Here is a 23484-nt window from a genome sequence, read left to right as displayed (position 1 = left end):
TTTTTTCACACTCAATTAAAATTCAAAAATTACTGGTATGCAGGATTTTGTTCAAATTCATTATTCTGATTCAAGTCTAACGCACTTTGCGGTATAGGTCTTAAAATCTTCAATTCTCCATTAGCTCCATCAAAATTGCCTTCCTCTACAAGGTAATGATAAGCAGAAGCACGTTCTACTAATTTACCAGTACGTTTTAAGTCAAACCAGCGGTGGTATTCTCCCATCAATTCACGACCACGTTCATCCAAAATATAATCGATATCAAATTCTCCTAATGTAACATCATCTACTCCTGCACGCTCACGTACTTCATTTATAAAATTAAGACCTGTACCAGGCTGACCAGCTTGTAAATGAGCTTCTGCTGCAATTAAATAAGTCTCTCCTAAACGAGAAAGAATAATGTCTCTTCTACTTGTATTTTGCCCAAAAGGTGCTTCAGGATCATCAAATTTTTTCATTGGAATCGTTTGATAATCATTAGTAGGATTTGCTGATGGTACATACGTACCATAATCATGATATGTTGCTTCTGGATGCTCGACTATATAAGCATCTTTGTCTGCCTGTGTAGCTTCCCACGCCGGAGCATAATAATGAGCTACCGGTAATGTACTCGTATCATCAACATCATAAAAATCAAAGTAACGCGCATAAACTTCAGTCATAAACGTAGTCGAATAGCGCTCATCATCTTCTTCAAAAAGATCTATTGCAAACTGTGTAGGACATAACGTATATGTTCTATATGGCGCATCACCAGCAATCTCACTACCTCCTTGGTACGGCCCAAAATAAGCAGTTTGCATATGCCCCAGACTAAAAGGGTCTGTACTCACCGATGCCGCATCGTATTGCACCGAAAACAAGGTTTCAGAATTTATCGCATAATCAGGAGACCAAAGTTCTTCAAAAGACAAATCAAGCGACTGCCCTGCAATAGCAGCATCTGCATAAGACGCCGCAGTTTCAAAATCTGTTGCGGCTCCAAAACTTTCATAACCTCTGGTTAAATACACCTTGGCTAACAGGTGATTTACCGCACGCTGAGTCACTTTGCCCTGATAAGCACCAGTACTTACTGCTGGCAAAGCCGCTTCTAGTTCGGTAATTATAAAATCATAGATCGCTTCTGCTTCCGCACGATCAAAAGAAAGCACCGGCTCTCTGAAGTATTCGGTAATTAAAGGCACTCCCCCGTAGGTTTGAACCAACAGGAAATAAGCGTTTGCTCTTAAAAAGCGTACTTCTCCCAGTTGCTGATCCAAAACATCAGTGGTTTCGGTAAGATCGTAGTAATAAACAGCGGTGTTTGCGGTTTGAATCGCTTTAAATGCAGTGTCATACAAGGCGCCCACTCCTTCAGACGAAGGATTCAAATTGGTATACCTGCTCAATCCCAGAGGCTCCCGGTCTCTTCCCTCTGCATACAGGTCTGTTCCGCAGGCATACAGCCAGGGAGAATTGCCGTACAGCTCTCTCAGCTGCGCATAATTTGCATTCAACAGCGATTGATAACCTTCGGCGGTAATGTAGAAATCTTCTGCCGTGGCATTGGATTTATTATCTTCTTCTAAAAAATCTGAACAGCCCGTTAAAAAGAGGACTAGTGTCAAATAACTTAAAGTATATACTATCTTTTTCATCTTCTTATAATTTTAAATTAAACCCTAACTGATAAATTACAGCACTGGGTCTACCTACATTTAAACTGGCTCCTGCCCACTCCGGGTCATACCCGTCATACTCAGTAAATACAAAAGGATTCAACACATTTGCATAGATACGCAGTTGCGAAAATCCTAAGGATTCTAACGCCTGAGTTCCTAAATTGTAGCCTAAAGCAATATTTTTAACTTTCACGAAGGAAGCATCTTTGTAATACCCAATGCCGTTATCGTCCCAAAACCTTCCTGCGTTCTGAGATTGTGGATATTGTGTGGAAGCATTAGGCGTTAAGCCGGCTTCATTTTGTGGAATGTAAACATCCAAATCTATTTTTTGACGCCCTCTGTCATTTACATTGGCAAAGTTAGAATGATACGGGCTATAAGTAAAAACGCCTTCGGTAACGATCACCGAAGCAGACAGGTCAAAGTTTTTTACTTTCAACGAACTGAAAAAACTTCCGGTCCAATCTGGATTTGATGAGCCTAAAATAATACGGTCACCATCAGGTGTATACCTGCCATCATCATTTACATCAAGCAGCTTTTCCTGACCTTCTTCCATTCCGTAACCAGCAGCTTCAGAAACTTCATCCGCTTGCCAAATTCCCGTAAATTTATAGTTGTAAATAGCATCAAGAGATTCTCCTAAAAATAGATTATTACCTATATCATCTACTTCACTTTGACCATAGATTGACCTTAATTCATTTGTGTTTTTTGTAAATGTAAAAGATGTAGTCCATGTGACATCTTCAGTTTGAATATTACGTGTAGTTAAAGCCAATTCAACCCCTCTGTTATTTACAGAGGCAACATTTGCATTAATATTAGAAAAACCGGTTTCACTAGGTAAATCTTGCGTAAATAACAAATCATCAGATAAACGATCGTACACATCAATACTACCGGTGATACGATCTCTCAATAAACCAAAATCAACCCCTACATTAAATTCACGGGTACGCTCCCACTGAAGTTGAGCATTTGCTATTTGGGTAGAGACAAAACCATTAGAAACAGAACCTGCATAATCATAATAGGTTTGAGAATTTAAAGTATTCAAAGAAGAGTACGGAGATATGATATTGTTTCCTGTATAACCAAAACTCATTCTTAGTTTTAAATTATTTATTGTTTTAGAGTCTGTTAAAAAATCTTCGTTAGAAATATTCCATCCTAAAGCAGCTGAAGGGAAAGAATCCCAGCGATTTTCTTTCGGAAATACAGATGATCCATCCCATCGATTTGACAAAGTCAAAAGATATTTATCATTATAAGAATAGTTTAATCGCAAGGCATACGATCTCAACGTATTTTTATTAAAACCTGAGCCTATATCAAAGGTACCTTGCTCACCACTACCTATATTATAGAAACTATTATCAAACGGCATATTTCTGGATGAAGAGAAAGAACTTTCATTTCGATTTGAAAACATGCTATAAAGCCCCAAGAAATTTAAATTATGTTTTTCATCAAAGGTTTTGGTGATGTTGAACTGATTATCCCAAGTATAATTAAAATTCTGACTGTTACTTAATTCTGCGGAAGGTAAATTGTTGTTATTTGCACCTCTGTTAGTAAGTGCACCCCAGGATTGACCGCGACGCGAATGCGTATAACCAGCTGCAAACGATGTCTTAAATGACAACCATTCTAATGGCTGATACTGAAAATATGTATTACCTATTACATTCCAACGACGAAGGTTATTAATAGTATTATTTATTTCTAGCAAAGGATTGTAAGTACTGGTTTTGTTTATGATAAAATCACCATTTTCATCTGTTAGCTTACCGGGTAGTGGAAAAAGTGTAACACCATCTAGGTCATATGGATCTAGAAAAGGATTTAATCGAAACGCTTGCTGCATCGCATTACCAGACCCTTGGTCTTGATTAATTAAAGTAACTGTGGCGTTAGTACCCAAAGTGAATTTATCATTGATTTTATGATCAACCCCTAGTTTTAAGGTGTACTTATCTAGTTCTTCATTATCAATAACACCAGTTTCATTCTGATAACCTATTCCTAAGTTATACCCTAAGCCATTCTCTGCTCTTCCCGATGCATTTACATAAGTGTTTTGTTGAATCCCAGTCTTTAAAACTGCATCGTACCAATCAAATGATTGGTTTTCAGCAACACGCCTCAATAACTCGGTATTACTTCCATTTCCTCCTACTGCATCAGCAAGCGTCGCGGCACTTACAGCTCCCGTGTTAGGATCTGTACCTGCAGTTGCTAAATAAGCAGACTGATGATAATCCCACCAAGTTTGTGGCTCCATCAATTCTGGCAATCTTGCTACATTTTTTACACCCACAAAAGATTCTACACTTACTTTTAAGCCTCCTTTAGCCCCTGCTCCACTGCGAGTAGTTACAATTACAACACCATTAGATCCTCTCGAACCATAAATCGCCGTAGATGACGCATCCTTAAGGATGTCCATACGTTCAATATCCTGCGGGTTTAAAAAGTCTATATTATCTGTAGGAACACCATCAACTACAAATAATGGATCTCCTCCTCCTCCAATAGAATTTTGACCTCGTATAGTTATATTAAAACCATCACCTATTCTACCTGTAGAATTGCTTACCTGCACACCAGGAACTAAACCTTGTAATGATTCAACAGGGTTTGTTATGTTACGCTCGGTAAGGCTTTCTGAATCTATTGTACCTACTGCTCCGGTTAAATCTGACTTTTTAACCGTTCCATATCCTACTACGACTACTTCGCTTAAAGACTGAACATCTGTCTCTAACGATATCGTAAAAGTGTTTTGAGTACCTACCGCTACGTTTTTAGTTAAAAATCCTACATAACTAATCACTAAGTTATTGTCATTTCCCGGAACCTGTACTTCAAAATTCCCGTCAAAATCTGTTACGGTGGCATAATTGGTTCCCTCGACCACCACATTAACCCCGGGAAGAGGCATCCCGTCATCTGCGGCAGTAATAGTACCGGTTATCGTTCTGGTGTCCTGACTAAATGTATTCCCGATAAAAAAACAGGACAACAAAACAACGAAGAATCCTGCTTTTTTTGGAATAAGAAAATTTGTGTGTCTATTTCTCATCATATTGATTTTGGTTATTTATACTATGAATTTTTAATTGCTGTAATCCACTCCGTTAATTGAAGTGTTTATATAATTTATGGGTTCGCAGTTTTCGACCAGTAAAGGAGTTTCGGCTCCCTTTATGGTTACATTTTTAAGCGTAATGCCCGAAACCGGTCTTTCTTCGCGACCTTTGATTAGCAACCCGTATTTACCACCCTTTTCTACTGTAATATTTTCTAAGTTAATATTACTTATACTAGGTATAAACTCCCCTTCCTGCACCCCATAAATACCGTAATAAGTATTGATTTTGAGCACCGCTTCTTTTACCTGTCCTACTTCAATGTCCTTGACATATACATTTTCTACAAATCCGCCACGCAACGTATTGGTCTTAATGCGTATCGCTCTATCTAGATTGGGGCTGTTCATGGTACAATTGCGAACAAAAACATTGCGCACTCCTGCAGAAATCTCGCTTCCCATCACCACACCGCCGTGGCCGTCTTTCATATCGCAATTTTCAACCACTATATTTTCACTGGGAATATTTACTCTTCTTCCGTCACCGTTACGACCCGATTTTATAGCAATACAATCGTCACCGGTATTGAACTTGCAATTGGTGATATGCACATAACTAGAATATTCAGGATCACACCCGTCATTGTTAGGTCCATGACTGTTGACGGTGATCCCGTCTACGGTAACATATTTTGATTTTAAAGGATGAATTACCCAAAAAGGAGCATTCGTAAACGTCACACCTTGAATAAGAACATTTTCACACTCTAGAGTTTGTAGAAATAGAGGGCGCAACTGATTTCCCTCACCAAAAACCCTCTTTTCAACCGGAGTACCATCTTCTATCATTTTAAATAGAGTTGGTAAATTGTGTTCATCTTTTTGTTTTGGATCTCCTTCCTGATATCCATATCTATCTGCACCACACCAAGGCCACCAATTAGTTTTATCTGCCTGCCCATTTAAAATTCCACTACCGGTAACCGCTATGTTTTTTTGTCCTTTAGCGTATATTAACGGAGAGTAATTCATAATCTCCATACCTTCATAAGAAGTATGTACTGCTGGTAAATAAGCACTCTTATCTTTTGTGAAAAGTATTTCTGCCCCTTTTTCTAAATGTAAGTTTACATTACTTTTTAAATGAATAGGACCAGTCAAATATTTACCTGAAGAAACCACAACTTTACCACCACCTGTAAGACTACAGGCTTCTATTGCTTTAGAAAATGCCTCAGTATTGAGTGTTCTACCATCTGCAACAGCTCCATAATCTTTTATATCGAATGTAGAATCTGGGAATTCTATAGTACCTATCTTTTCGATAATTGCATCTGCTTCACTCCAAACTGAAGTCTGTGGCGGTTCACTTGTTTCAGCTTTTTTCTCATTGTTTTTACAAGATATAGATAACAACAATAAACAGTTCAGTAAAACCAAAGCATTGTTACGCAAACGATTTCTTTTAAAATTCAACATATATAGATTTTTATAAAAATTTAGGCCTTGAAATTTTGAATCATTCAAGAAACAAATACAATCGATTGCACGAAAATAATTATTAATTATCAGTATGCAAATAAAAAGTGCTAATAATTAATAAAAAATCATATTTTAACAGTTAAAATTTCAATTTCAGAAAGTAAAACGACAAAAAATAGCATTATATACTTATTAAAATTGATAAAAAGACATAGACTTTATTAAAAAAAAATTAAATTGGAAACGATTACAATACCCTAAATAAAAAATGCGTCAAAAAGAGAAAGTCACAATCTACGATATTTCAAAAAAATTAAATATCAGTGCAGCTACCGTTTCAAGAGCCTTAAATGATAGTAACCGGGTTAGCCTTAAAACAAAAGAACTTGTTTTAAAAACAGCTAAAGCTCTCAATTATCAGCAAAACACACTGGCCTTGGCCTTAAAGAGCGGACGAACCTTTAACGTAGGAGTTGTAGTTCCTTACATTAATCACACGTTTTTTGCTTCGGTAATACGTGGTATTGAAGAAGAATTGGAGCCTAAAGGCTACCATGTTATTATATGTCAATCTCATGAAAATGTTGAAAATGAGGCTAAGCAAATAAAAACCTTACTCAACACGCACATTGATGGTATATTCATTTCAGTATCTAAATCTACAGAAGATATTAAGCATATTGAAGAAGTATGTGAAGAGGGTGTCCCTCTAATCTTCTTTGACCGTAAAAAAGATATTTCAGGGGTGAGTTCTGTTACTATTAATGATTATGAAGGTGCATTTGCAGCTACAGAACATCTTATTAAACAAGGTTATAAAAAAATTGCACACATAGGCGGTGACCCAAAACTTCAAATCTACAAACATCGTTATGACGGTTATATTGCCGCTTTAAAAGCTTATAACATTCCTATTGATAAAAACCGCATTCTTGAAGTAAGCAGTACAGTTGAAGCTGGCATAACAGCCGTACAAGATCTACTTGATAAAAAGATTGAGTTTGATGCGTTCTTCTCTGCCAGTGATTATGTTGCACTAGGTGGCATGCGAGAACTAAGAAGCAGAGGTTTAAAAATACCTGAAGATGTAGGTGTTGTAGGTTTTAGTAATGAACCCTTTACAAAGTACCTGGAACGACCACTTACTACCGTTGGTCAAACTCCTGTTTTAATGGGACAGATTGCAGCTCAAGTATTTTTAGAACAAATAAAAGACAATAATAAAAGTGTTCGGGTTGAGAAAAAAGTGGTGCTTATGCCAGAGCTTTATGAGCGTGAAACTTCATTAAAAAAAGGAAGCATTGATTAAATGCTTCCTTTTGAAATTCTTTTATTTATTAAAATCTTTTAAAGCGATACACCACGTTTCCAAGGAATAAAGTCATCCTGATCTAACGCATCTGCTTTAGATTCTACTTCACCGCTGGCAACTTGTATAACATGCTCTAATATTTCTTCTCCCATTTCGGTAATAGTTTTTTCTCCACGGATAACCCCACCACTATCAATATCTATAATATCTGGCATTCTGCGAGCCAAAGTACTGTTTGAAGCGACTTTTAAAACCGGAGCAATAGGATTTCCTGTTGGTGTCCCTAGACCGGTAGTAAACACAACTATATTAGCTCCTGCGCCTACCATTGCCGTTGTACTTTCAACGTCATTACCGGGTGTACATAGTAAGTTAAGGCCTGACTTAGTTACATATTCCCCGTAATCTAAAATAGCCTGAATAGGCGAAGTACCTCCTTTTTTAGCAGCTCCAGCAGACTTCATCGCATCGGTAATTAAACCATCTTTTATATTACCCGGAGACGGATTCATATCAAAACCAGAACCGACATCTATAGCAGATTTTTCGTAAGCTTTCATCAATTGCATAAAGCGCTGCGCATCGTCATCGTTAACACAGCGGTTTACCAATTCCTGCTCTACACCACACAATTCTGGGAATTCTGAAAGAATAGGTGAACCTCCTACAGCAGCCAGAATGTCTGAAGCATATCCCAAAGCCGGGTTAGCAGAAATTCCTGAAAAACCATCAGAACCACCGCACTCTAATCCCATTTTCAATTTTGAGATAGATGCTGGTTCACGCTTAATTAGATTTGCTTTCTTTATCCCTTCAAAAGAATCTTTAATGATTTTTGAAAGCATATCTTCTACAGTTCCCTCCTGTTGCTGTTCGTAGATCAAAACAGGTTTTTTAATTTCAGAATTTTTTTCGGCTAGCGCATTTTTAAAAATATCAATCTGCAAGTTTTGGCACCCTAAACTCAATACAGTCGCTCCTGCTACGTTAGGATTATTTACATAACCAGCCAATAATTTAGATAAGGAAACCGAGTCCTGGCGTATACCACCACACCCACCTTGATGGGTGATGAATTTTACTTCTATATTGTCAAAAATGGCTTGTTCTTCTTCAATTTCAGCAACGGCAGTATCTTCTGGAGCACCGGTAATTAAATTGCGTAATAATTGTCTCTGCTTACTCGCTTTATGAAAAGACAATTCTTTTTCGAAAACATCTTTAAGCAATTCGATATTTCGGTTTTCACAAAATACAAGCGGAAAAAACAACCATACGTTTTGAGTTCCTACCTGCCCGTCTTCACGGTGGTATCCCATAAAAGTTCTGTCTTTCCACTTTGTAATATCAGGGGCTATCCACGAAGTAGTTTCTGTTTTTTGAGAAACCGAACTCGCCTGATGTTTAACATTTTCTGTAGTTAGCAAACCTCCTTTTTTAATAGGACTCAAGGCTTTACCTACTAAAACACCATACATGTAAATCGCGTCTTCGGCAGCTAAATCAACTAACGATATCTTATGTTTCGCCTTAGAATCGGTTAAAACCTGAAGCGTTTGCCCTTCAAATTTTACGGTATCTCCTGCATACAAATCTACCAGTGCTACCGCTACGTTATCTTCTGGATGTACTTTAATCAGTTTGCTTTTCATATCTATCACTTTAAAGGCCTAATCAATAATCTTTATTATTGACTTAAGCCGTAAACTTTTTATAAGCGGCTTCTACACCATATTCTTCAATCAATTCTAATGCCTGAGCAATACGCGATTCTAAATCTGAAATCTGTGTAAGATCTTGATCCCAATACGTCATATTACTTAGTATTCGTTTTGAAATAGCACTGTAACCTCCTTGCTCCCAAGCAGCTTGAAATTCTGTAATTATTGCTGCATCATCTTTCACCGGTAAATCCTGTCCATTCCAAGTTCCTTTATAGAAACGAATTAAACAAGCCAATGCAAAAGTAAGGTTTTCTGGTAATCGATTGTATTCTTTTTCAAAAGCTAATAAACTAGGAAGAACACGAACCTTAAATTTAGACACCGTATTGAGTGCTATACTTGATAATTGATGCTTGATAAACGGATTTCTAAAGCGATCGAAAACTGCATCAGCAAAGGCACTAAGCTCTTCTTCAGAAAGGTCAAGTGTTGGATTAATTTCTTTAAAAACTGCATCTCTTACAAACTTACCGGTAAAGTCATTATCTACTGTTTCTTTAACGGTATCATTTCCGTAGAGAATAGAAAAAGGAACCATAGTAGTATGTGCACCATTTAAAATACGCACTTTACGCGTACGGTAAGGTTGCATATCTTCTACCACAAGCACATTCTCATCGATCTTATCAAAAGGAATTTTAGCTTTTAATTTAGCATCACCTTCTATCACCCACAGTAAAAAGGTCTCTGCGGAAACAATAAGGTTATCTTTAAATTTCAACTGACTTTGGTACGTCTCAATATCATCTTTAGGATAGCCCGGTACAATGCGATCTACCAATGTGTTGTGGAAATTATTGCTGGTTTCTATCCAAGATTTAAAAGCATCTCCCAACTCCCACAAATCTGCGTATTGCAAGATTATTTTCTTAAGTGTATCTGCATTATTGTTGATTAATTCACACGGAATAATCGTTAGTCCCATATCCGGAGCACCTTCAAAATGATTGAAACGCTTGTATAATAAAGCTGTTACTTTTGCCGGAAAGCTGTTGTGAGGCTTCCTATTAAGTGTATCAGTTTCATCAAAACTAATACCTGCTTCGGTTGTATTTGAAATCAGGAACTGCAGTTCTTCTCCTGTAGCCAAAGCCAGATATTTATCATAGTCTTCATACGGGTTAAGTCCTTGCTGAACACAAGAAATAGTATGAATTTCTTCGGTTTCCTCTCCGTTTTTTATTCCACGTAGAAATAGATTGTATAAACCATCTTGCTCATTAAGCATATTAATCAAGCCATTTGCTAAAGGTTGAATAACCGCAACACCAGCATTAAAATCAGCTTCTTTATTCAGCTTATCTATTATATAATCTACAAAGGCTCTTAAAAAATTTCCCTCGCCATATTGAATGACTTTGACGGGTAAGCTCTTTGTATAACCGGCATTTGCTCTGTTAAGGTTTTTCATAGGTTGTAATTGATAAATTATTCAAAAAGTGAAGGTAACCATAGGCTGATTGCCGGTATAAAGGTTACCATTAGTAAAACAAGGGCCATAACGGCATAAAGTGGTAAAAGCGGCTTCATTATTTTTTGAATTGATGTTTTTGCCACACCTACACCAATAAATAATACAGCTCCCACCGGAGGTGTACATAAGCCTACACAAAGGTTCATCACCATCATAATCCCAAACTGCACCGGCTCTACTCCCATACTGGTTACCACTGGTAAAAATATAGGTGTAAAAATCAGAACTGCAGGTGTCATATCCATAAAAGTTCCCACAAATAAGAGTAAAATATTGATAATGATCAAAATAACAAATTTGTTCTCGCTAAGCGAAAGTAATGCTGAACTTACGTTTTGAGGTATGTTTTCAAAAGACATTACCCAAGACATACTCATTGAAGTTGCAATAAGTAACATAACGATTGCCGTGGTACCTACAGAGCTTAAGAAAATACTCTTTAAGCTTGAAACCTTCAATTCTCGATATACGAATGATAAAACTAAGCAATATAAAACAGCAATCCCTGAAGCTTCAGTAGCCGTGAAAATACCGGTAACGATACCGCCGATTACAACCACTAATAGCAATAAACTAGGAAATGCATCTAAAAAGGTTTTCACTATAGTTTTTATACTACTACGCTCACCAGCAGGATATCCTTTTTTCTTGATCCAGAAAGCTGCTACAAGCATCAATGCTAGTCCCATTAATATACCAGGAACATATCCTGCTAAAAATAAAGACGCGATTGAAACACCTCCACTGGCCAGTGAATACACAATCAACACGTTAGAAGGTGGAATAATCAATCCGGTAGTTGATGCGGTTATATTGATTGCTGCACCAAATTCCTTAGAATAGTTTTCCTTTTCCATAAAAGGTCCTAGAATCCCTCCTATCGCAGATGTCGCCGCTACTGCAGAACCAGATATCGCACCAAAAAGCATTGCTGCAATTACATTCACATAAATCAATCCACCCGGAAGTGAACCAATTAAAGCCTTCGCAAAGTTGATGAGCCGCAGGGCTATTCCGCCTTGGTTCATAATCTGACCGGCCAATACAAATAACGGTATCGCCAAAAGTGAAAAACTATCAAGACCCGTCGCCATTCGCTGAGCGATTGTCGTAAAACTAGCCAATGAATCTATTGAGACCATTATCGTAAGCAAACAAGAAATACCTATAGACCAAGCCACAGGCACACCTATCCCCAGCAAAACAAAAAATACCAATACGAGAATTAAAACTTCAATCATGATGCTAAATATTTTTTAGGGTTTGCCAGTTCGATTCCTTTATACCAAATTATTAAGGCTCCACTTAAGGGAAGCACTACATAAACATATCCTAACGGAACCCCTAATGCCGCAGAGTTTTGTCCCAATTCAAAATTCACATAGACCAGATTTCCGCCTCCTATAATAAATGCAAAAAAAGCAAAGAGTATAATCAAGATGTTTATTCCTATTCTTAATTTAATTCGATTTGAAACATCAAGTTTAGGCGGTAAAACATTAATTGCTAAATGGTCTTGTTGACCTGCTGCATAAGCAGCTCCTAAAATCCCAATCCAGATCAATAAATAGCGTGCAATTTCTTCGGTAAATGAACTAGCTGATTGTAATACATAGCGTGAAAATACTTGCCACAAAACAGCTACAACGATTGAAGCCATTAGAAAAACTAGAATAGTTCCTAAAATTTTATCAAGTCTTTTTTTCATATTAATTGGATTTAACCGCTTGTATTTCTTCAATCAATTTTTTCATATCTTCATTCTCAGAAAAATCTTCATACATAGATTTCACACGATTGCGAAACGGCTCTTTGTCAGGGTAAATAACCTGTACCCCGGCTTTCTTAATTTCAGCCAGTGCTTCCATCTCTGCCTCGTGCCAAATTTTCTTTTCAAACTCTAGAGATTCCATCGCTGCTTCTTTAACCCACTTTTGTTCTTGTTCAGACAAATCATTCCAGATTACGGTACTAATTAGTAATTCATCCGGTAATGCTGTATGTTCATCAACTAAGAAATATTTACACACTTCGTAATGATGCGATAAATAAAAGCTAGGTAAGTTATTCTCAGCACCATCTACAACACCTTGTTGTAAAGCCGTATACAACTCTCCCCAAGCAATGGGTGTTGGTGACCCTCCCAGGTTTTTAACCATATTAATTGCTGTCTGGCTCTCCATAACACGAAGTTTGAGACCTTTAAGATCTTCAGGCGTTTTTACAGGCTCTTTAGTATAAAAACTTCGACTTCCGGCATCGTAAAAAGTTAAGCCTTTAAGACGTTGCTCGACACTCGCATTGAGTAATTCTTCTCCAATATCTCCTTCTAAAACAGCAAAACGATGTTCTGCATTTCTAAACAAAAAAGGAAGACCAAATACTTTAAGTTGTGGTGCAAAATTCTCCAATACTCCGGTAGAAACTTTGGTCATCCCAAGGCTTCCAATTTGTAGTAGTTCTAGACACTCTCGCTCTGATCCCAATTGCTGACTGGGATAAATATCCAAACTCATTTTACCGCCTGACTTTTTCTGAAGACGTTCGCCCATAAAAATCATCGCTTTATGAACAGGATGCGTTACATCTAAACCGTGTGCTAGTTTTATCACACGTTTATCAGAAACTTCGTCACAACTCATTACACCAAGTAAAAAGACAAGGCATAAAGCTATCAAATAGTAGTTTTGAATACGTCTCATGCGCGTAGTTTTTTGACAATATCCAGCGCATTTTTTATAGTCGAAGTCACACCCTCCAGATCGTAAGCTCCAGAAGTATCTTTTACAAAAAGCTTAGAACCAATTCCTACACAATGCACTCCTGCATCAAACCAGGTTTTTAAATTCTCTTCGGTAGGGCTTACACCACCGGTAGGCATAATACTTGCCCATGGTAACGGACCTTTAACGCCTTTTATAAAAGCAGGACCGCCCACTTGTGCTCCCGGAAAAATCTTAACCACTTCGGCTCCTAACTCTTCAGCAAAAGAAATTTCGGTTACTGAACCACAACCCGGCATCCAGGCTACTTTACGACGGTTACACGCCTTTGCCATTTCAGCATTTACAACAGGTGAAACTATAAAATCTGCTCCTAATTGAAGATATAATGATGATGTACCGGCATCTAAAACAGAGCCTACTCCCATCATCATTCCGCTTAGTTCAGCTTTAGCATATTTATTGAGTTCGCTAAAAACCTCGTATGCATAATCGCCACGGTTGGTAAACTCAAAGGTACGCAAGCCGCCATCATAACAAGCTTTTAAAACCTGTTTACAAACTTCAACATCAGGATTATAAAAAACCGGAACGATTCCGTTTTCTTTCATCTGAAGCACCACCTCTATTCGGGTATATTTTGCCATTAATTTATGTTTTATCTTTTAATTCGTCCTCCCGTGTTTCCTTGCATAACCTCAGTTATTTCAGCAACAGAAACCAGATTGACATCTCCTAGAATCGTATGTTTTAAAGCGCAAGCTGCATTGGCGAAATTCAAGGCCTTTTTAGCATCAAAATGACGCAAGCCATAAATTAGTCCAGCGGCATAAGCATCACCAGTTCCGATGCGATCAACCACTTGTGTAATCTCAAGCTCATCTGTCTCTATGTAAGTATTGTCCACAAAGGCTCTACCATAAATCTTTTGCCACGAAGCACTCAATCCTGTTCTGATCTTGTCAAAAACTTGTTTGATGTTGGGACATTCCGCCATCAAATGTTTACTCGCCTCGATAAACCCATCTTTGTCTAAACTGAAGCTTGTTTCTAAAATCTCATTGATTTCATTAACCCCACCGATGAATATTGTGGATAAGCCTACCAATTCTTTTAAAACTTCTTGCCCCTTACGACCGTATTGCCACAGGTTGCTTCGGTATGCCGGGTCTGCAGTAACGTGTAAGCCTTTTGCATTCGCAGAAACCAAAGCAGCTTTTAGCCCCTGATAAGCAGCTTCTGAAATTGCTGGAGTAATACCCGTCCAGTGAAAAAGACCTGCATTTTTCAATTCTGAATCCCAGTTTATTTTCTCTGGTTGAATATTAGCAAATGAGCCATTTAACCGATTGTAAGCAATCTGACTACTACGCATATCCGAGCCTACTTCTAGCAAATACTGCCCAATAGGATGATTAACTTTTTGTACTGAAGAAACATCAATACCGTATTGACGCATACTGCTAAGTGCTGCATCTCCCACAATATCGTTAGAAACCGCAGTGATATGTTTTACAGATTCTCCCAAGACAGCAAGCGATGCACCTACGTTCATCTCAGTTCCTCCAAAGAAAAAATCTAAAGATTTAGCCTGAGATAATTTGCGATTTTCAGCAGGAGAAAGACGTAGCAAGACTTCTCCAAATGTTATTATTTTTTGAACTTTAGCCATAGAATCTTAAAAGTTGAAGTATTCTTTAGCGTTATTATAACTGATATCGGCAATGGTTTTACCTACCAAATCCATGTTGTTAGGTAACTCTCCAGAAGCAATCTCTTTACCAAAAAGATTACAAAGCACGCGTCTAAAATATTCGTGACGCGGGAACGATAAAAAGCTTCGGCTATCGGTAAGCATACCTACAAAACAACTGATAAGCCCCATGTTAGAAAGTGCATTCATTTGCTTTTCCATCCCGTCCTTCTGGTCTAAAAACCACCAACCGGAACCTAACTGTACTTTACCTTTTACGCTACCATCGTTAAAATTACCTATCATTGTTGCCATCACTTCATTATCAGAAGGATTCAAATTATAGATGATGGTTTTGGTCAGTTTATCTTTGCTATCTAAAGCGTTCAAAAAGTTTGATAACGACTCGGCTTGTGTATAATCACCGATAGAATCCCAACCGGTATCCGGCCCTAACTGAGCCAGCATGCGCTTGTTATTATTACGCAGCGCGCCTAAGTGAAACTGTTGCACCCAACCGAACTCGTGATATGTTTCTCCTAAAAACAACAAGATTGCTGTCTTAAACCGCTCTGTTTCTTTTGTTGAAAGGCTTGCCCCACCTCTTCGCTTTTTAAAGAGTTCTTTGATCTCGGTTTCAGTAGCGGTTGTCCAAGAAATCTGATTCAAGCCGTGATCGCATAATCTGCATCCATTTTGATGGAAGAACTCAATACGTTGACGTAGTGCTTGCTTAAGATCATCGTACGTAGCTATAACAACCCCGGAAACTTCAGCTAATTGATTGAGATAATCGTTGAACCCTTCGGCATCAATTAAAATCACTTTATCAGGACGAAAAGCAGTACTCATCTTGAGTCCGGTTTTGTCACCATCATAAGCTCTGTGCTGATCTAGTGTATCTAATGGATCTTCGGTAGTACAAACCGTCTCTACATTCATTTGTTTCAGAAGTCCGTGACAGCTGTTCTCTTTGAGTTGCAACTGACGATTTACTTCTTTGTAAATTTCTGGACCCGATTGTGCATTCAATAATTCATCTATACCGAAATAACGCTTCAATTCTAAATGCGTCCAGTGATACAATGGATTACGCAAGGTGTGCGGAACTGTTTTTGCCCAGGCCATAAACTTCTCTTCATCTGAAGCATCTCCGGTAATAAAACGTTCGTTTACACCTAGCGTGCGCATAGCTCGCCATTTATAATGATCGCCATTCAACCATACCTTTGAAATATTCTCAAACTGACGATCAGCCACAATCTCTGCCGGTGGCAGATGATTGTGGTAATCTATTATAGGCTGTGGTGCGGCATACTTGTGATAAAGCTCTTCTGCATACTTGTTCGATAAAAGGAAATTGTCTTTTATGAATGTATTTTTCACCTCTGCCATTGTATCTACTGTACTCATAATATTATTCTATTTTATGCTTTGTAGATTTATTATCTACCCATCCAACCACCATCTACGGTCATAACAGTCCCACTCATATAATCACTAGCTTTAGAAGCTAAAAATGTAATTGGACCTTTAAAATCTTCAGGTTTACCCCATCTACCTGCCGGAATTCTGGCAAGAATAGAAGAACTTCGATCAGGATCATCCCGTAAAGCTTCGGTATTATCTGTTGCGATATAACCCGGAGCGATAGCATTTACTTGCACACCTTTTCCGGCCCATTCATTTGACAACGCCATAGTCAACTGCCCTATTGCTCCTTTAGAAGCTGCATACCCAGGAACTGTGATTCCGCCTTGAAAAGTTAAAAGAGACGCTGTAAATATCACTTTACCATTACCTCTTTTAATCATTTCTTTGCCAAGTTCACGACTTAAAATAAACTGAGCATTTTGATTAACTTCAATCACTTTATCCCAATATTCATCGCTGTGCTCTGCCGCCGGTGCACGTAAAATTGTACCTGCGTTATTCACTAGAATATCTATGGTTAGATTTTCTGATTTTACTTTTTCAATAAAAGCATAAAGCGATTTGCGATCTGAAAAATCACACTGATAACCTTTAAAAGATTTCCCAGTGGCTTCTACTGCTTTTTCTATAGCTGATCCTGAAGTTTCTAATGATGCTGAAACCCCAAGAATATTAGCACCGGCTTCTGCTAAAGCTTCCGCCATTGCGAAACCAATACCACGTTTACAACCGGTAACTAATGCTGTTTTTCCTTCTAAACTAAACAAACTCATCCTACTTCTTATTTTAATTCGTCTGGAGTTACTTTATCCATATCACCATAGTCTAGATTCTCTCCGGCCATACCCCAAATAAACGTGTAGTTTGAAGTACCTGCACCAGCGTGAATAGACCATTCAGGAGAAATTACAGCCTGATGATTTTTCATGAAAATATGACGTGTTTCGTGTGGCTGCCCCATAAAGTGACTAATAGACTGACCTTCTTCCAGATCAAAATAAAAGTAAACTTCCATACGGCGCTCGTGTGTGTGGGGAGGCATAGTATTCCATACATTTCCTTCCTGAAGCTCTGTCATTCCCATTTGAAGCTGGCACGTTTCAACAACACTATTCACGAGTAATTTATTTATCACACGCTTGTTAGAAGTTTTTGTATCACCTAATTCTACAACTTCTGCATCAGCCTTAGTAACCTTTTTAGTAGGATATGATTTGTGAGCCGGAGCTGAATTGATATAAAAATACGGTTGCTCTTCAGTTGCTTCAAAAACAACATCTTTAACTCCTCTACCTACATAAATAGCTTCACGGTGGCCTAGTTCGTAAGTCTCTCCATCAACAATCACTTTACCTTTTCCGCCAACATTGATCACACCTAATTCACGACGGTCTAAAAAGTTTTCAGCCTTAAGCTCATCAATAGCTTCTAGCTTCAAAGCTTTATCTACAGGAAATGCTCCACCTGCGATATAGCGATCATACATGGTATAAGTAAGGTTGATCTCATTTTTTACAAATAACTCAGGAATCAAGAAATGCTCTCGTAATTCACTGGTAGTATATTTTTTTACATCTTCTGGATGATGTGCGTATCTAAATTCTGACTTTGTCATTTTTGATATGTTTTTTTGGATAAATATTTTAAAATGGTACTTCTCAAACTTACGACTCCTGTTTTAAAATGTAAAATTTACATTTTAAAATTCCAAAACCATTTTATTCAAATTAGGAATCGAACTCAAATTTAAAGAGCTCCTTTCTAAAGCTTATCCTGTACTGTATGGTATTGTTTATTCTAACTTGCCGTTGTTATCTAATTCTGACAACTTGGTCTGTAAATCTTGCTTAAAAGCTTCTTCGGTTTTAATACCATCTTTTTCTTGATCCCAAGCGCTATTAATATAATAAGTCTGTTTTTCTGTTGATGGGTTGAATACAACCAAGTGATCGTATGGTCCTTCAACTGCTTTAGCCTGATCTGTCTTATAAAAAATCGCCATACCCAACTTATCATTTTCCCCTGCTAAAGTTTGCACTCCATAAGTCGCTATATACGCCCAGTCTCCATTCTCACTCGTTTCTTTCATTAATGGAATGTCATCAAACTTTACGATTCCTGTAGCTAAACCATCAAAAGAAACACTGGGTGTTAATTCAGCTTTTAAGAAACGATCTTCCGGAAAAATACTGATAACCGATTTTAAATCTGTTGTTACATCGCCAGTCTTCCAACCTTTATAATCTATAGTTACACTAGAGTTTTCAGCAGAATTATCGATCTCAACTAGAGTTTTTTTAACTTCGTCAAAGTGAGCTATGGTATCTCCTGTAAAACGACCATAACCTCCTATACCCATAGATTTACCTGCTTTTAAAATATCTTGTCCCCAAGGCGCATCATTATGGTATGAGTCAAAACCATCTGTTCCTACAAATGGCAAAACCAGTGTATCTACTTTTTTACCAAAAATATCTATTGCATTTCTCCAGTCTAGATACAAACGATAAGCGGTTTGTTTATTTTCCCAACCCGGACCTTCATATCTTATGTACCAAGAGTGGTCAGTATGTTGCTCAGGCACTTCCATCTCTTCTACATTTACAAAGCTTCCATCAATATACTCTCGAGTATCTTCTTTCCAGCTCCCTCCCTTTTTAACAGATATTTCTGTGTAAGTAGCAGGTTGAACTTCTTCTACTTCAATAATTTCTTCAACAACATTCTTGTCTTGTTTTTCTTTACAAGCTAATAACGTAGTTAGAGCAAAGGCTCCTAAAATAATTTTGGAATTCATCATTAATTTTTTGTTGCGTTAGCGATCTAATTGTATTGCAGCCATTATAAATGGACCGGTACCCTTAGGATCATTATCTTTTTTACGCTCATTGATGTAATACTCATAAGAACCGTCTCGATAAGGGTCCCCTCCTAAACCTGCTACTGCACAAACCTGAGTTAAAGTTATTGTCCCATCCTCGTTACGCTGAATAAGTTCTTGGGTAAGTCCATCAAAGGCCTTATTGGCTACATCTTTATAAGCCGCATCAAGATAGCCTTTATTCACTCCTTTTGCAAAGGCATATGCAAACATGGAACTGCCAGATGCTTCTAAATAATTACCCTCTTTATCTCCTAATGTAGGAACTTGATACCATAAACCTGTTTCATCTTGATACGGAATTAAAGCATCTGCCAGTTGGTTTAAATACTGAATCAGCTCTACTCTTTTTGGATGATCTTCAGGGAAATAATCTAGTACATCAACCAGAGCCATAGCATACCAACCTAAAGATCTTGACCAAAAATTAGGCGAAACACCAGTCTCTTGATCTGCCCATTTTTGTTCTTTACTTTCATCCCAAGCGTGATATAATAATTGACTCTCAGGATCTATCGCATGTTTTTGAATCAATTCAAATTGTTTAGCAACGTCATCTAAACCCTTGCCTTCTTCAAAAGACGAAGTGTACTCAGCATAATATGGTGCCCCCATGTACAGACCGTCTAACCACATTTGATACGGATACCGCTTTTTATGCCAAAAACCACCCTCTGAGGTACGCGGATGTTCTTTAAGCTGCTTATCTAATAATTGCATTGCTCTTTTATACTTCTCTTCTTTTGTTATTTCATAAACCGGAAAAAGAATTTTACCCGCATTAATCATATCTATATTGTAATCCTCTAACTTATAAGTTGTGATTGAACCATCCTCTTGTACCAATCGATCAGCGTATCCTTCAACATAATCAAAATACACTGAATCACTTGTCATCTCATATAAGTCGATAAAACTCTTAAGGACTAAACCATGAACATAATCCCATTTTGCCGTATCACGACCATCAATCTGATAAGACTCAGGGTATCGTAACATTATAGACTGAGCCATTTGTACAAACCATTTTTCTGAAGCCAGGTCCTGAGATTCTGTTTCTTTTGCTCCAGCTGTTTTGGTTTCATTCTTACAAGCTGACACAACTATTATCAAAACAACAAGAAAGGTAATTTTAAAAAAGCGTGAAATATTCATTATTAATTGGAATTGATTTTACGAAAACGATTTTCATATAAAAAAACAAGAATGCAATCGATTACACAAACTTAGTATTCCCTTTCAAATAATCAAAATAAAATCTAAAAGAATTACTAAGGGTACTAATTTTTAACAAAATGATCTACTAAAGACTAAACGTAAAAGCTAAAAAGTATTTTTTTTTAGCTTTTTAATAAAAAAATAAAATCTACATAAATACCAGTATTTATAATACTTGATAAGAATTTGACTAATCATAACTATCTCTACTTAATTGATTTAGCAAAATACAAAGCAGGTTAGTACAGGATACTCATAATTTAATATCCCTATAAATTTGAGTGTTAATAATTTTAACGTTTAGCTCTTGTCTGAAGTATTTGTTTAAAAAATTAAATTTAAAACAAACTGATTGCAATCGTTTTCGCAATTGGTTTAAAAATAAAAAATTCAAACCTTAGCTTCTCTTGTTTTATTGTATTAACCACATTACTATAAACTGTGCTTTCTTGAAATAATCTTTCTTCTTTGCGCAATCGTTTGAGATTTTAGAGAGAGTATTAAATAAACTAACTAATTAACCGAAAAAATAATGAATAAAAAAATACTCCTAATTTTATCATTTTATTTTATCGCAATCGTTTTCGCATCTTGCAGCAAAAAGGAATTTGATGAATACTATGGAAGACCAGAAAATCTGGAGGAACCTGTTTATCAAATATTAAGAGAAAAAGGAAACTTTAGTATGCTCTTACAAACTATTGATAAAGCTGGTTATGCAGATATTTTAGGGAAATCAGGTTACTGGACCATGTTTGCTCCTAACGATGAAGCATTCAATGCTTTCCTTCAAGAAAAGGGTTTTTCAAGTATTGATGATATAGATTCTACTTTAGCTGGCCAAATTGTTAAATACGGTCTTATTTACAATGCTTTTAGAACAGAGCGACTTCCTGATTATCAATCATCAGGCGGATGGGTAGAAAACGCTGCCTTTAAAAGAAGAACTGCATACTACGACGGCTTTAAAACTCAAAATATTGATGGACAAGAAAGAGTTGTTATTGGCTCAAATCGTAACAATACTGACGGAACAAACTACTATGTATCTGGAGACAATAACAATAAATACATAACATATTTTGCTGATGAGTTTTTAAATGCCAGAGGTTATGGAGCTTATGATTATAACTTCTTCTACCCTAACAATACACTTTCACCTCTTAATATCATGCAAGCGCAGGCAATAGACACAAATATTGTCGCTGAGAATGGCATTATTCACGAAACGGATAAGGTTTTACTTCCTCCAAAAAATCTAGATGATTACATCTCTCAAACGTCACAGTACAGCCTTTTTTATCAACTTCTTGGAGACAATCTCGTGACTTATGTAAGAAATGAGGAAGCTTCTAACAGTTATTACAATTTCACCGGAAACACTGATGATGTATATATTAAAGTTTATGATCAAGCCTTACCCTTTTCTCCTACCAATGAAAACTTTTTAAAGGAAATGGATAATGATGGGCAGGCCAACGGCTACACCATATTTGCTCCTGAAAATGCGGTGTTCCAAGAATTTATAAACGAAGTACTTCTTAAGAATTACCCTTCTTTAGACCAGTTACCAAAATATATATACGAAGATCTTTATAATGCACATATGTGGCCCAACAGTGTATGGCCTTCTCGATTTCAAGCCACCGTTAACGGCTTAGAAGAAGAACCTAGATTTGACTTTGATTCAGAAATCATAGATGCTCAACAATTGAGCAATGGGTTTTTCTACGGGACCAATAAGGTACAACCTTCAAACTACTTCTATAGCGTTTACACCTCGCCTTATTTAGATCCTGCCTATACCTTAATGACTCGATTATTAAATGACCCAGATGGGTATCGCAATCTTATAAGTAATATTAATCGACGTTGGACGCTTTTTATGATGTCTGATGAAGTACTTAGAAACCTTGGCTACGATTACAATATAGACCGTTCTGAATGGGTTTATGAGTCTCCTGAGAATGGAAACATTGTAACGGGGAATATCGCTAAGCAACGTGCACTACGCATACTATACAACCACATCGTCTTAACTCCAAATGACGAACTTGACAACCTATCGGGATCGGGAATCATCAGAACCGGAGACAATGAGTTACCTGGTGAATACATTAAATATGACAACAATACGGTATATGCTGCAGGAAATGAAGTCCTAGGCAATGTGGTAAATATTACTGGCTCTGAAACTCAAAATAATGGAATCGTTTATTTTACAGACAATCTACTCGAGTTTAGTGAAGAAGCTCCAGGGTTAGACTTAAAACGCCTCGCAGAAGAACCTAACTCGGGTTATGATTACTTCTTTAGGTATCTAGAAAATTCACAATTCTATAACCCAGATGGAAGTACCATCTCAATCGTTACCTTAGGAAGCAGATACACCTTTATAATACCAGATAACGACGCAATTCAACAGGCAGTAGACGATGGCGTATTACCGGCAACAGATACCGGAGCGCCCAACTTTTCTCCTAGTGAATTTGAAGGTCAGGAACAGGTTGCCAACTTTATAAGATTTCACATCATAGCCGATCGTATTATTTCAGATGACGGAAAAGTTACCGGGCAATACTCAACACTCCTTAAAGATGAGCTAGGCAACGCTACCTTTCTAGATTTTGAGACGTCTCCGGGTAGTTTAACTGTAACTGATGAGAATGAAAGGGTTGCCAACTTTATTCCTTCCGCCAGCAACAACCTAGCAGACCGATCTTTAATACACCTAATAGACAATTATCTTTCATTTACCGAATAAATAAAT

17 protein-coding genes are annotated in these 23484 nt (G+C 37.3%); 2 read left to right on the top strand and 15 right to left on the bottom strand.

Annotation, left to right across the window (positions count from 1 at the left end; translation table 11 throughout):
- Nucleotides 1-29: 29 nt before the first annotated feature.
- From BUB91_RS15615 to BUB91_RS15605, 3 genes are read right to left on the bottom strand one after another with little or no spacing between them, the layout of a single operon-like run.
- Nucleotides 30-1649, bottom strand: a complete 1620-nt coding sequence (locus tag BUB91_RS15615) for a RagB/SusD family nutrient uptake outer membrane protein (protein WP_073100208.1) — start codon at nt 1647-1649, stop codon at nt 30-32.
- Between the two features lie 4 nt (nt 1650-1653).
- Nucleotides 1654-4767 (bottom strand): SusC/RagA family TonB-linked outer membrane protein, encoded by a 3114-nt coding sequence (locus BUB91_RS15610; RefSeq protein ID WP_241652630.1) that lies wholly within the window; start codon nt 4765-4767, stop codon nt 1654-1656.
- A gap of 30 nt (nt 4768-4797) precedes the next feature.
- A complete protein-coding gene (locus BUB91_RS15605) occupies nt 4798-6252 on the bottom strand; it encodes a glycoside hydrolase family 28 protein (RefSeq protein ID WP_073100207.1) in 1455 nt (484 codons plus the stop codon).
- 271 nt (nt 6253-6523) lie between these two features.
- Here BUB91_RS15605 and BUB91_RS15600 point away from each other — a divergent pair, with 271 nt between their 5' ends.
- A complete protein-coding gene (locus BUB91_RS15600) occupies nt 6524-7564 on the top strand; it encodes a LacI family DNA-binding transcriptional regulator (RefSeq protein ID WP_073100206.1) in 1041 nt (346 codons plus the stop codon).
- A gap of 38 nt (nt 7565-7602) precedes the next feature.
- Here BUB91_RS15600 and BUB91_RS15595 read toward each other — a convergent pair whose 3' ends face one another.
- The 12 genes from BUB91_RS15595 to BUB91_RS15540 all read right to left on the bottom strand — a co-directional run bounded on the left by BUB91_RS15595 (nt 7603) and on the right by BUB91_RS15540 (nt 20651).
- Nucleotides 7603-9219 carry a UxaA family hydrolase gene (locus tag BUB91_RS15595; protein ID WP_073100205.1) on the bottom strand — a complete coding sequence of 539 codons (1617 nt, stop codon included), beginning with the start codon at nt 9217-9219 and terminating at the stop codon, nt 7603-7605.
- 43 nt (nt 9220-9262) lie between these two features.
- Nucleotides 9263-10702, bottom strand: coding sequence for a tagaturonate reductase (locus tag BUB91_RS15590; RefSeq protein ID WP_073100204.1), 1440 nt, complete (start codon nt 10700-10702; stop codon nt 9263-9265).
- Nucleotides 10703-10719: 17 nt separating this feature from the next.
- A complete protein-coding gene (locus tag BUB91_RS15585) occupies nt 10720-12006 on the bottom strand; it encodes a TRAP transporter large permease (protein ID WP_073100203.1) in 1287 nt (428 codons plus the stop codon).
- Nucleotides 12003-12473 (bottom strand): TRAP transporter small permease, encoded by a 471-nt coding sequence (locus BUB91_RS15580; RefSeq protein ID WP_073100202.1) that lies wholly within the window; start codon nt 12471-12473, stop codon nt 12003-12005. Before BUB91_RS15580 ends, BUB91_RS15585 begins: the two co-directional genes overlap by 4 nt.
- Before the next feature lies 1 nt (nt 12474).
- Nucleotides 12475-13467, bottom strand: a complete 993-nt coding sequence (locus BUB91_RS15575) for a TRAP transporter substrate-binding protein (RefSeq protein ID WP_073100201.1) — start codon at nt 13465-13467, stop codon at nt 12475-12477.
- Nucleotides 13464-14135 (bottom strand): bifunctional 4-hydroxy-2-oxoglutarate aldolase/2-dehydro-3-deoxy-phosphogluconate aldolase, encoded by a 672-nt coding sequence (locus tag BUB91_RS15570; RefSeq protein ID WP_073100200.1) that lies wholly within the window; start codon nt 14133-14135, stop codon nt 13464-13466. The genes BUB91_RS15575 and BUB91_RS15570 overlap by 4 nt, the downstream gene beginning before the upstream one ends.
- Before the next feature lie 11 nt (nt 14136-14146).
- The gene (locus BUB91_RS15565; RefSeq protein WP_073100199.1) at nt 14147-15160 is read right to left on the bottom strand and encodes a sugar kinase; all 1014 of its coding nucleotides are present in this window, start codon (nt 15158-15160) and stop codon (nt 14147-14149) included.
- 6 nt (nt 15161-15166) lie between these two features.
- On the bottom strand, nt 15167-16594 hold the full coding sequence (uxaC, locus tag BUB91_RS15560; RefSeq protein WP_073100198.1) for a glucuronate isomerase: 1428 nt from the start codon (nt 16592-16594) through the stop codon (nt 15167-15169).
- A gap of 32 nt (nt 16595-16626) precedes the next feature.
- On the bottom strand, nt 16627-17388 hold the full coding sequence (locus BUB91_RS15555) for an SDR family NAD(P)-dependent oxidoreductase (RefSeq protein ID WP_073100197.1): 762 nt from the start codon (nt 17386-17388) through the stop codon (nt 16627-16629).
- Between the two features lie 8 nt (nt 17389-17396).
- Nucleotides 17397-18230, bottom strand: coding sequence for a 5-dehydro-4-deoxy-D-glucuronate isomerase (gene kduI, locus BUB91_RS15550; protein WP_073100196.1), 834 nt, complete (start codon nt 18228-18230; stop codon nt 17397-17399).
- A gap of 177 nt (nt 18231-18407) precedes the next feature.
- Nucleotides 18408-19415, bottom strand: a complete 1008-nt coding sequence (locus BUB91_RS15545; RefSeq protein WP_241652629.1) for a DUF4861 family protein — start codon at nt 19413-19415, stop codon at nt 18408-18410.
- Between the two features lie 15 nt (nt 19416-19430).
- Nucleotides 19431-20651: a glycoside hydrolase family 88/105 protein gene (locus BUB91_RS15540; RefSeq protein WP_073100194.1), complete on the bottom strand. Its 1221-nt coding sequence runs from the start codon at nt 20649-20651 to the stop codon at nt 19431-19433.
- Between the two features lie 595 nt (nt 20652-21246).
- Here BUB91_RS15540 and BUB91_RS15535 point away from each other — a divergent pair.
- Nucleotides 21247-23478 carry a fasciclin domain-containing protein gene (locus BUB91_RS15535; protein ID WP_073100193.1) on the top strand — a complete coding sequence of 744 codons (2232 nt, stop codon included), beginning with the start codon at nt 21247-21249 and terminating at the stop codon, nt 23476-23478.
- The last annotated feature ends 6 nt before the right edge of the window (nt 23479-23484 follow it).

The sequence above is a fragment of the Leeuwenhoekiella marinoflava DSM 3653 genome, from assembly GCF_900129005.1.
Classification (GTDB): Bacteria; Bacteroidota; Bacteroidia; order Flavobacteriales; family Flavobacteriaceae; genus Leeuwenhoekiella; species Leeuwenhoekiella marinoflava.
Note: the sequence above shows the minus strand (reverse complement) of the source record. Positions and strands in the feature narration are given on the sequence as shown.

Coding starts and splice junctions, on each gene's coding strand:
- BUB91_RS15580 (WP_073100202.1), bottom strand. CDS start 12,473: ATGAAAAAAAGACTTGATAAAATTTTAGGAACTATTCTAGTTTTTCTA.
- BUB91_RS15535 (WP_073100193.1), top strand. CDS start 21,247: ATGAATAAAAAAATACTCCTAATTTTATCATTTTATTTTATCGCAATC.
- BUB91_RS15540 (WP_073100194.1), bottom strand. CDS start 20,651: ATGAATATTTCACGCTTTTTTAAAATTACCTTTCTTGTTGTTTTGATA.
- BUB91_RS15575 (WP_073100201.1), bottom strand. CDS start 13,467: ATGAGACGTATTCAAAACTACTATTTGATAGCTTTATGCCTTGTCTTT.
- BUB91_RS15555 (WP_073100197.1), bottom strand. CDS start 17,388: ATGAGTTTGTTTAGTTTAGAAGGAAAAACAGCATTAGTTACCGGTTGT.
- BUB91_RS15545 (WP_241652629.1), bottom strand. CDS start 19,415: ATGATGAATTCCAAAATTATTTTAGGAGCCTTTGCTCTAACTACGTTA.
- BUB91_RS15615 (WP_073100208.1), bottom strand. CDS start 1,649: ATGAAAAAGATAGTATATACTTTAAGTTATTTGACACTAGTCCTCTTT.
- BUB91_RS15595 (WP_073100205.1), bottom strand. CDS start 9,219: ATGAAAAGCAAACTGATTAAAGTACATCCAGAAGATAACGTAGCGGTA.
- BUB91_RS15565 (WP_073100199.1), bottom strand. CDS start 15,160: ATGGCTAAAGTTCAAAAAATAATAACATTTGGAGAAGTCTTGCTACGT.
- BUB91_RS15610 (WP_241652630.1), bottom strand. CDS start 4,767: ATGATGAGAAATAGACACACAAATTTTCTTATTCCAAAAAAAGCAGGA.
- BUB91_RS15605 (WP_073100207.1), bottom strand. CDS start 6,252: ATGTTGAATTTTAAAAGAAATCGTTTGCGTAACAATGCTTTGGTTTTA.
- BUB91_RS15585 (WP_073100203.1), bottom strand. CDS start 12,006: ATGATTGAAGTTTTAATTCTCGTATTGGTATTTTTTGTTTTGCTGGGG.
- uxaC (WP_073100198.1), bottom strand. CDS start 16,594: ATGAGTACAGTAGATACAATGGCAGAGGTGAAAAATACATTCATAAAA.
- BUB91_RS15590 (WP_073100204.1), bottom strand. CDS start 10,702: ATGAAAAACCTTAACAGAGCAAATGCCGGTTATACAAAGAGCTTACCC.
- BUB91_RS15570 (WP_073100200.1), bottom strand. CDS start 14,135: ATGGCAAAATATACCCGAATAGAGGTGGTGCTTCAGATGAAAGAAAAC.
- BUB91_RS15600 (WP_073100206.1), top strand. CDS start 6,524: ATGCGTCAAAAAGAGAAAGTCACAATCTACGATATTTCAAAAAAATTA.
- kduI (WP_073100196.1), bottom strand. CDS start 18,230: ATGACAAAGTCAGAATTTAGATACGCACATCATCCAGAAGATGTAAAA.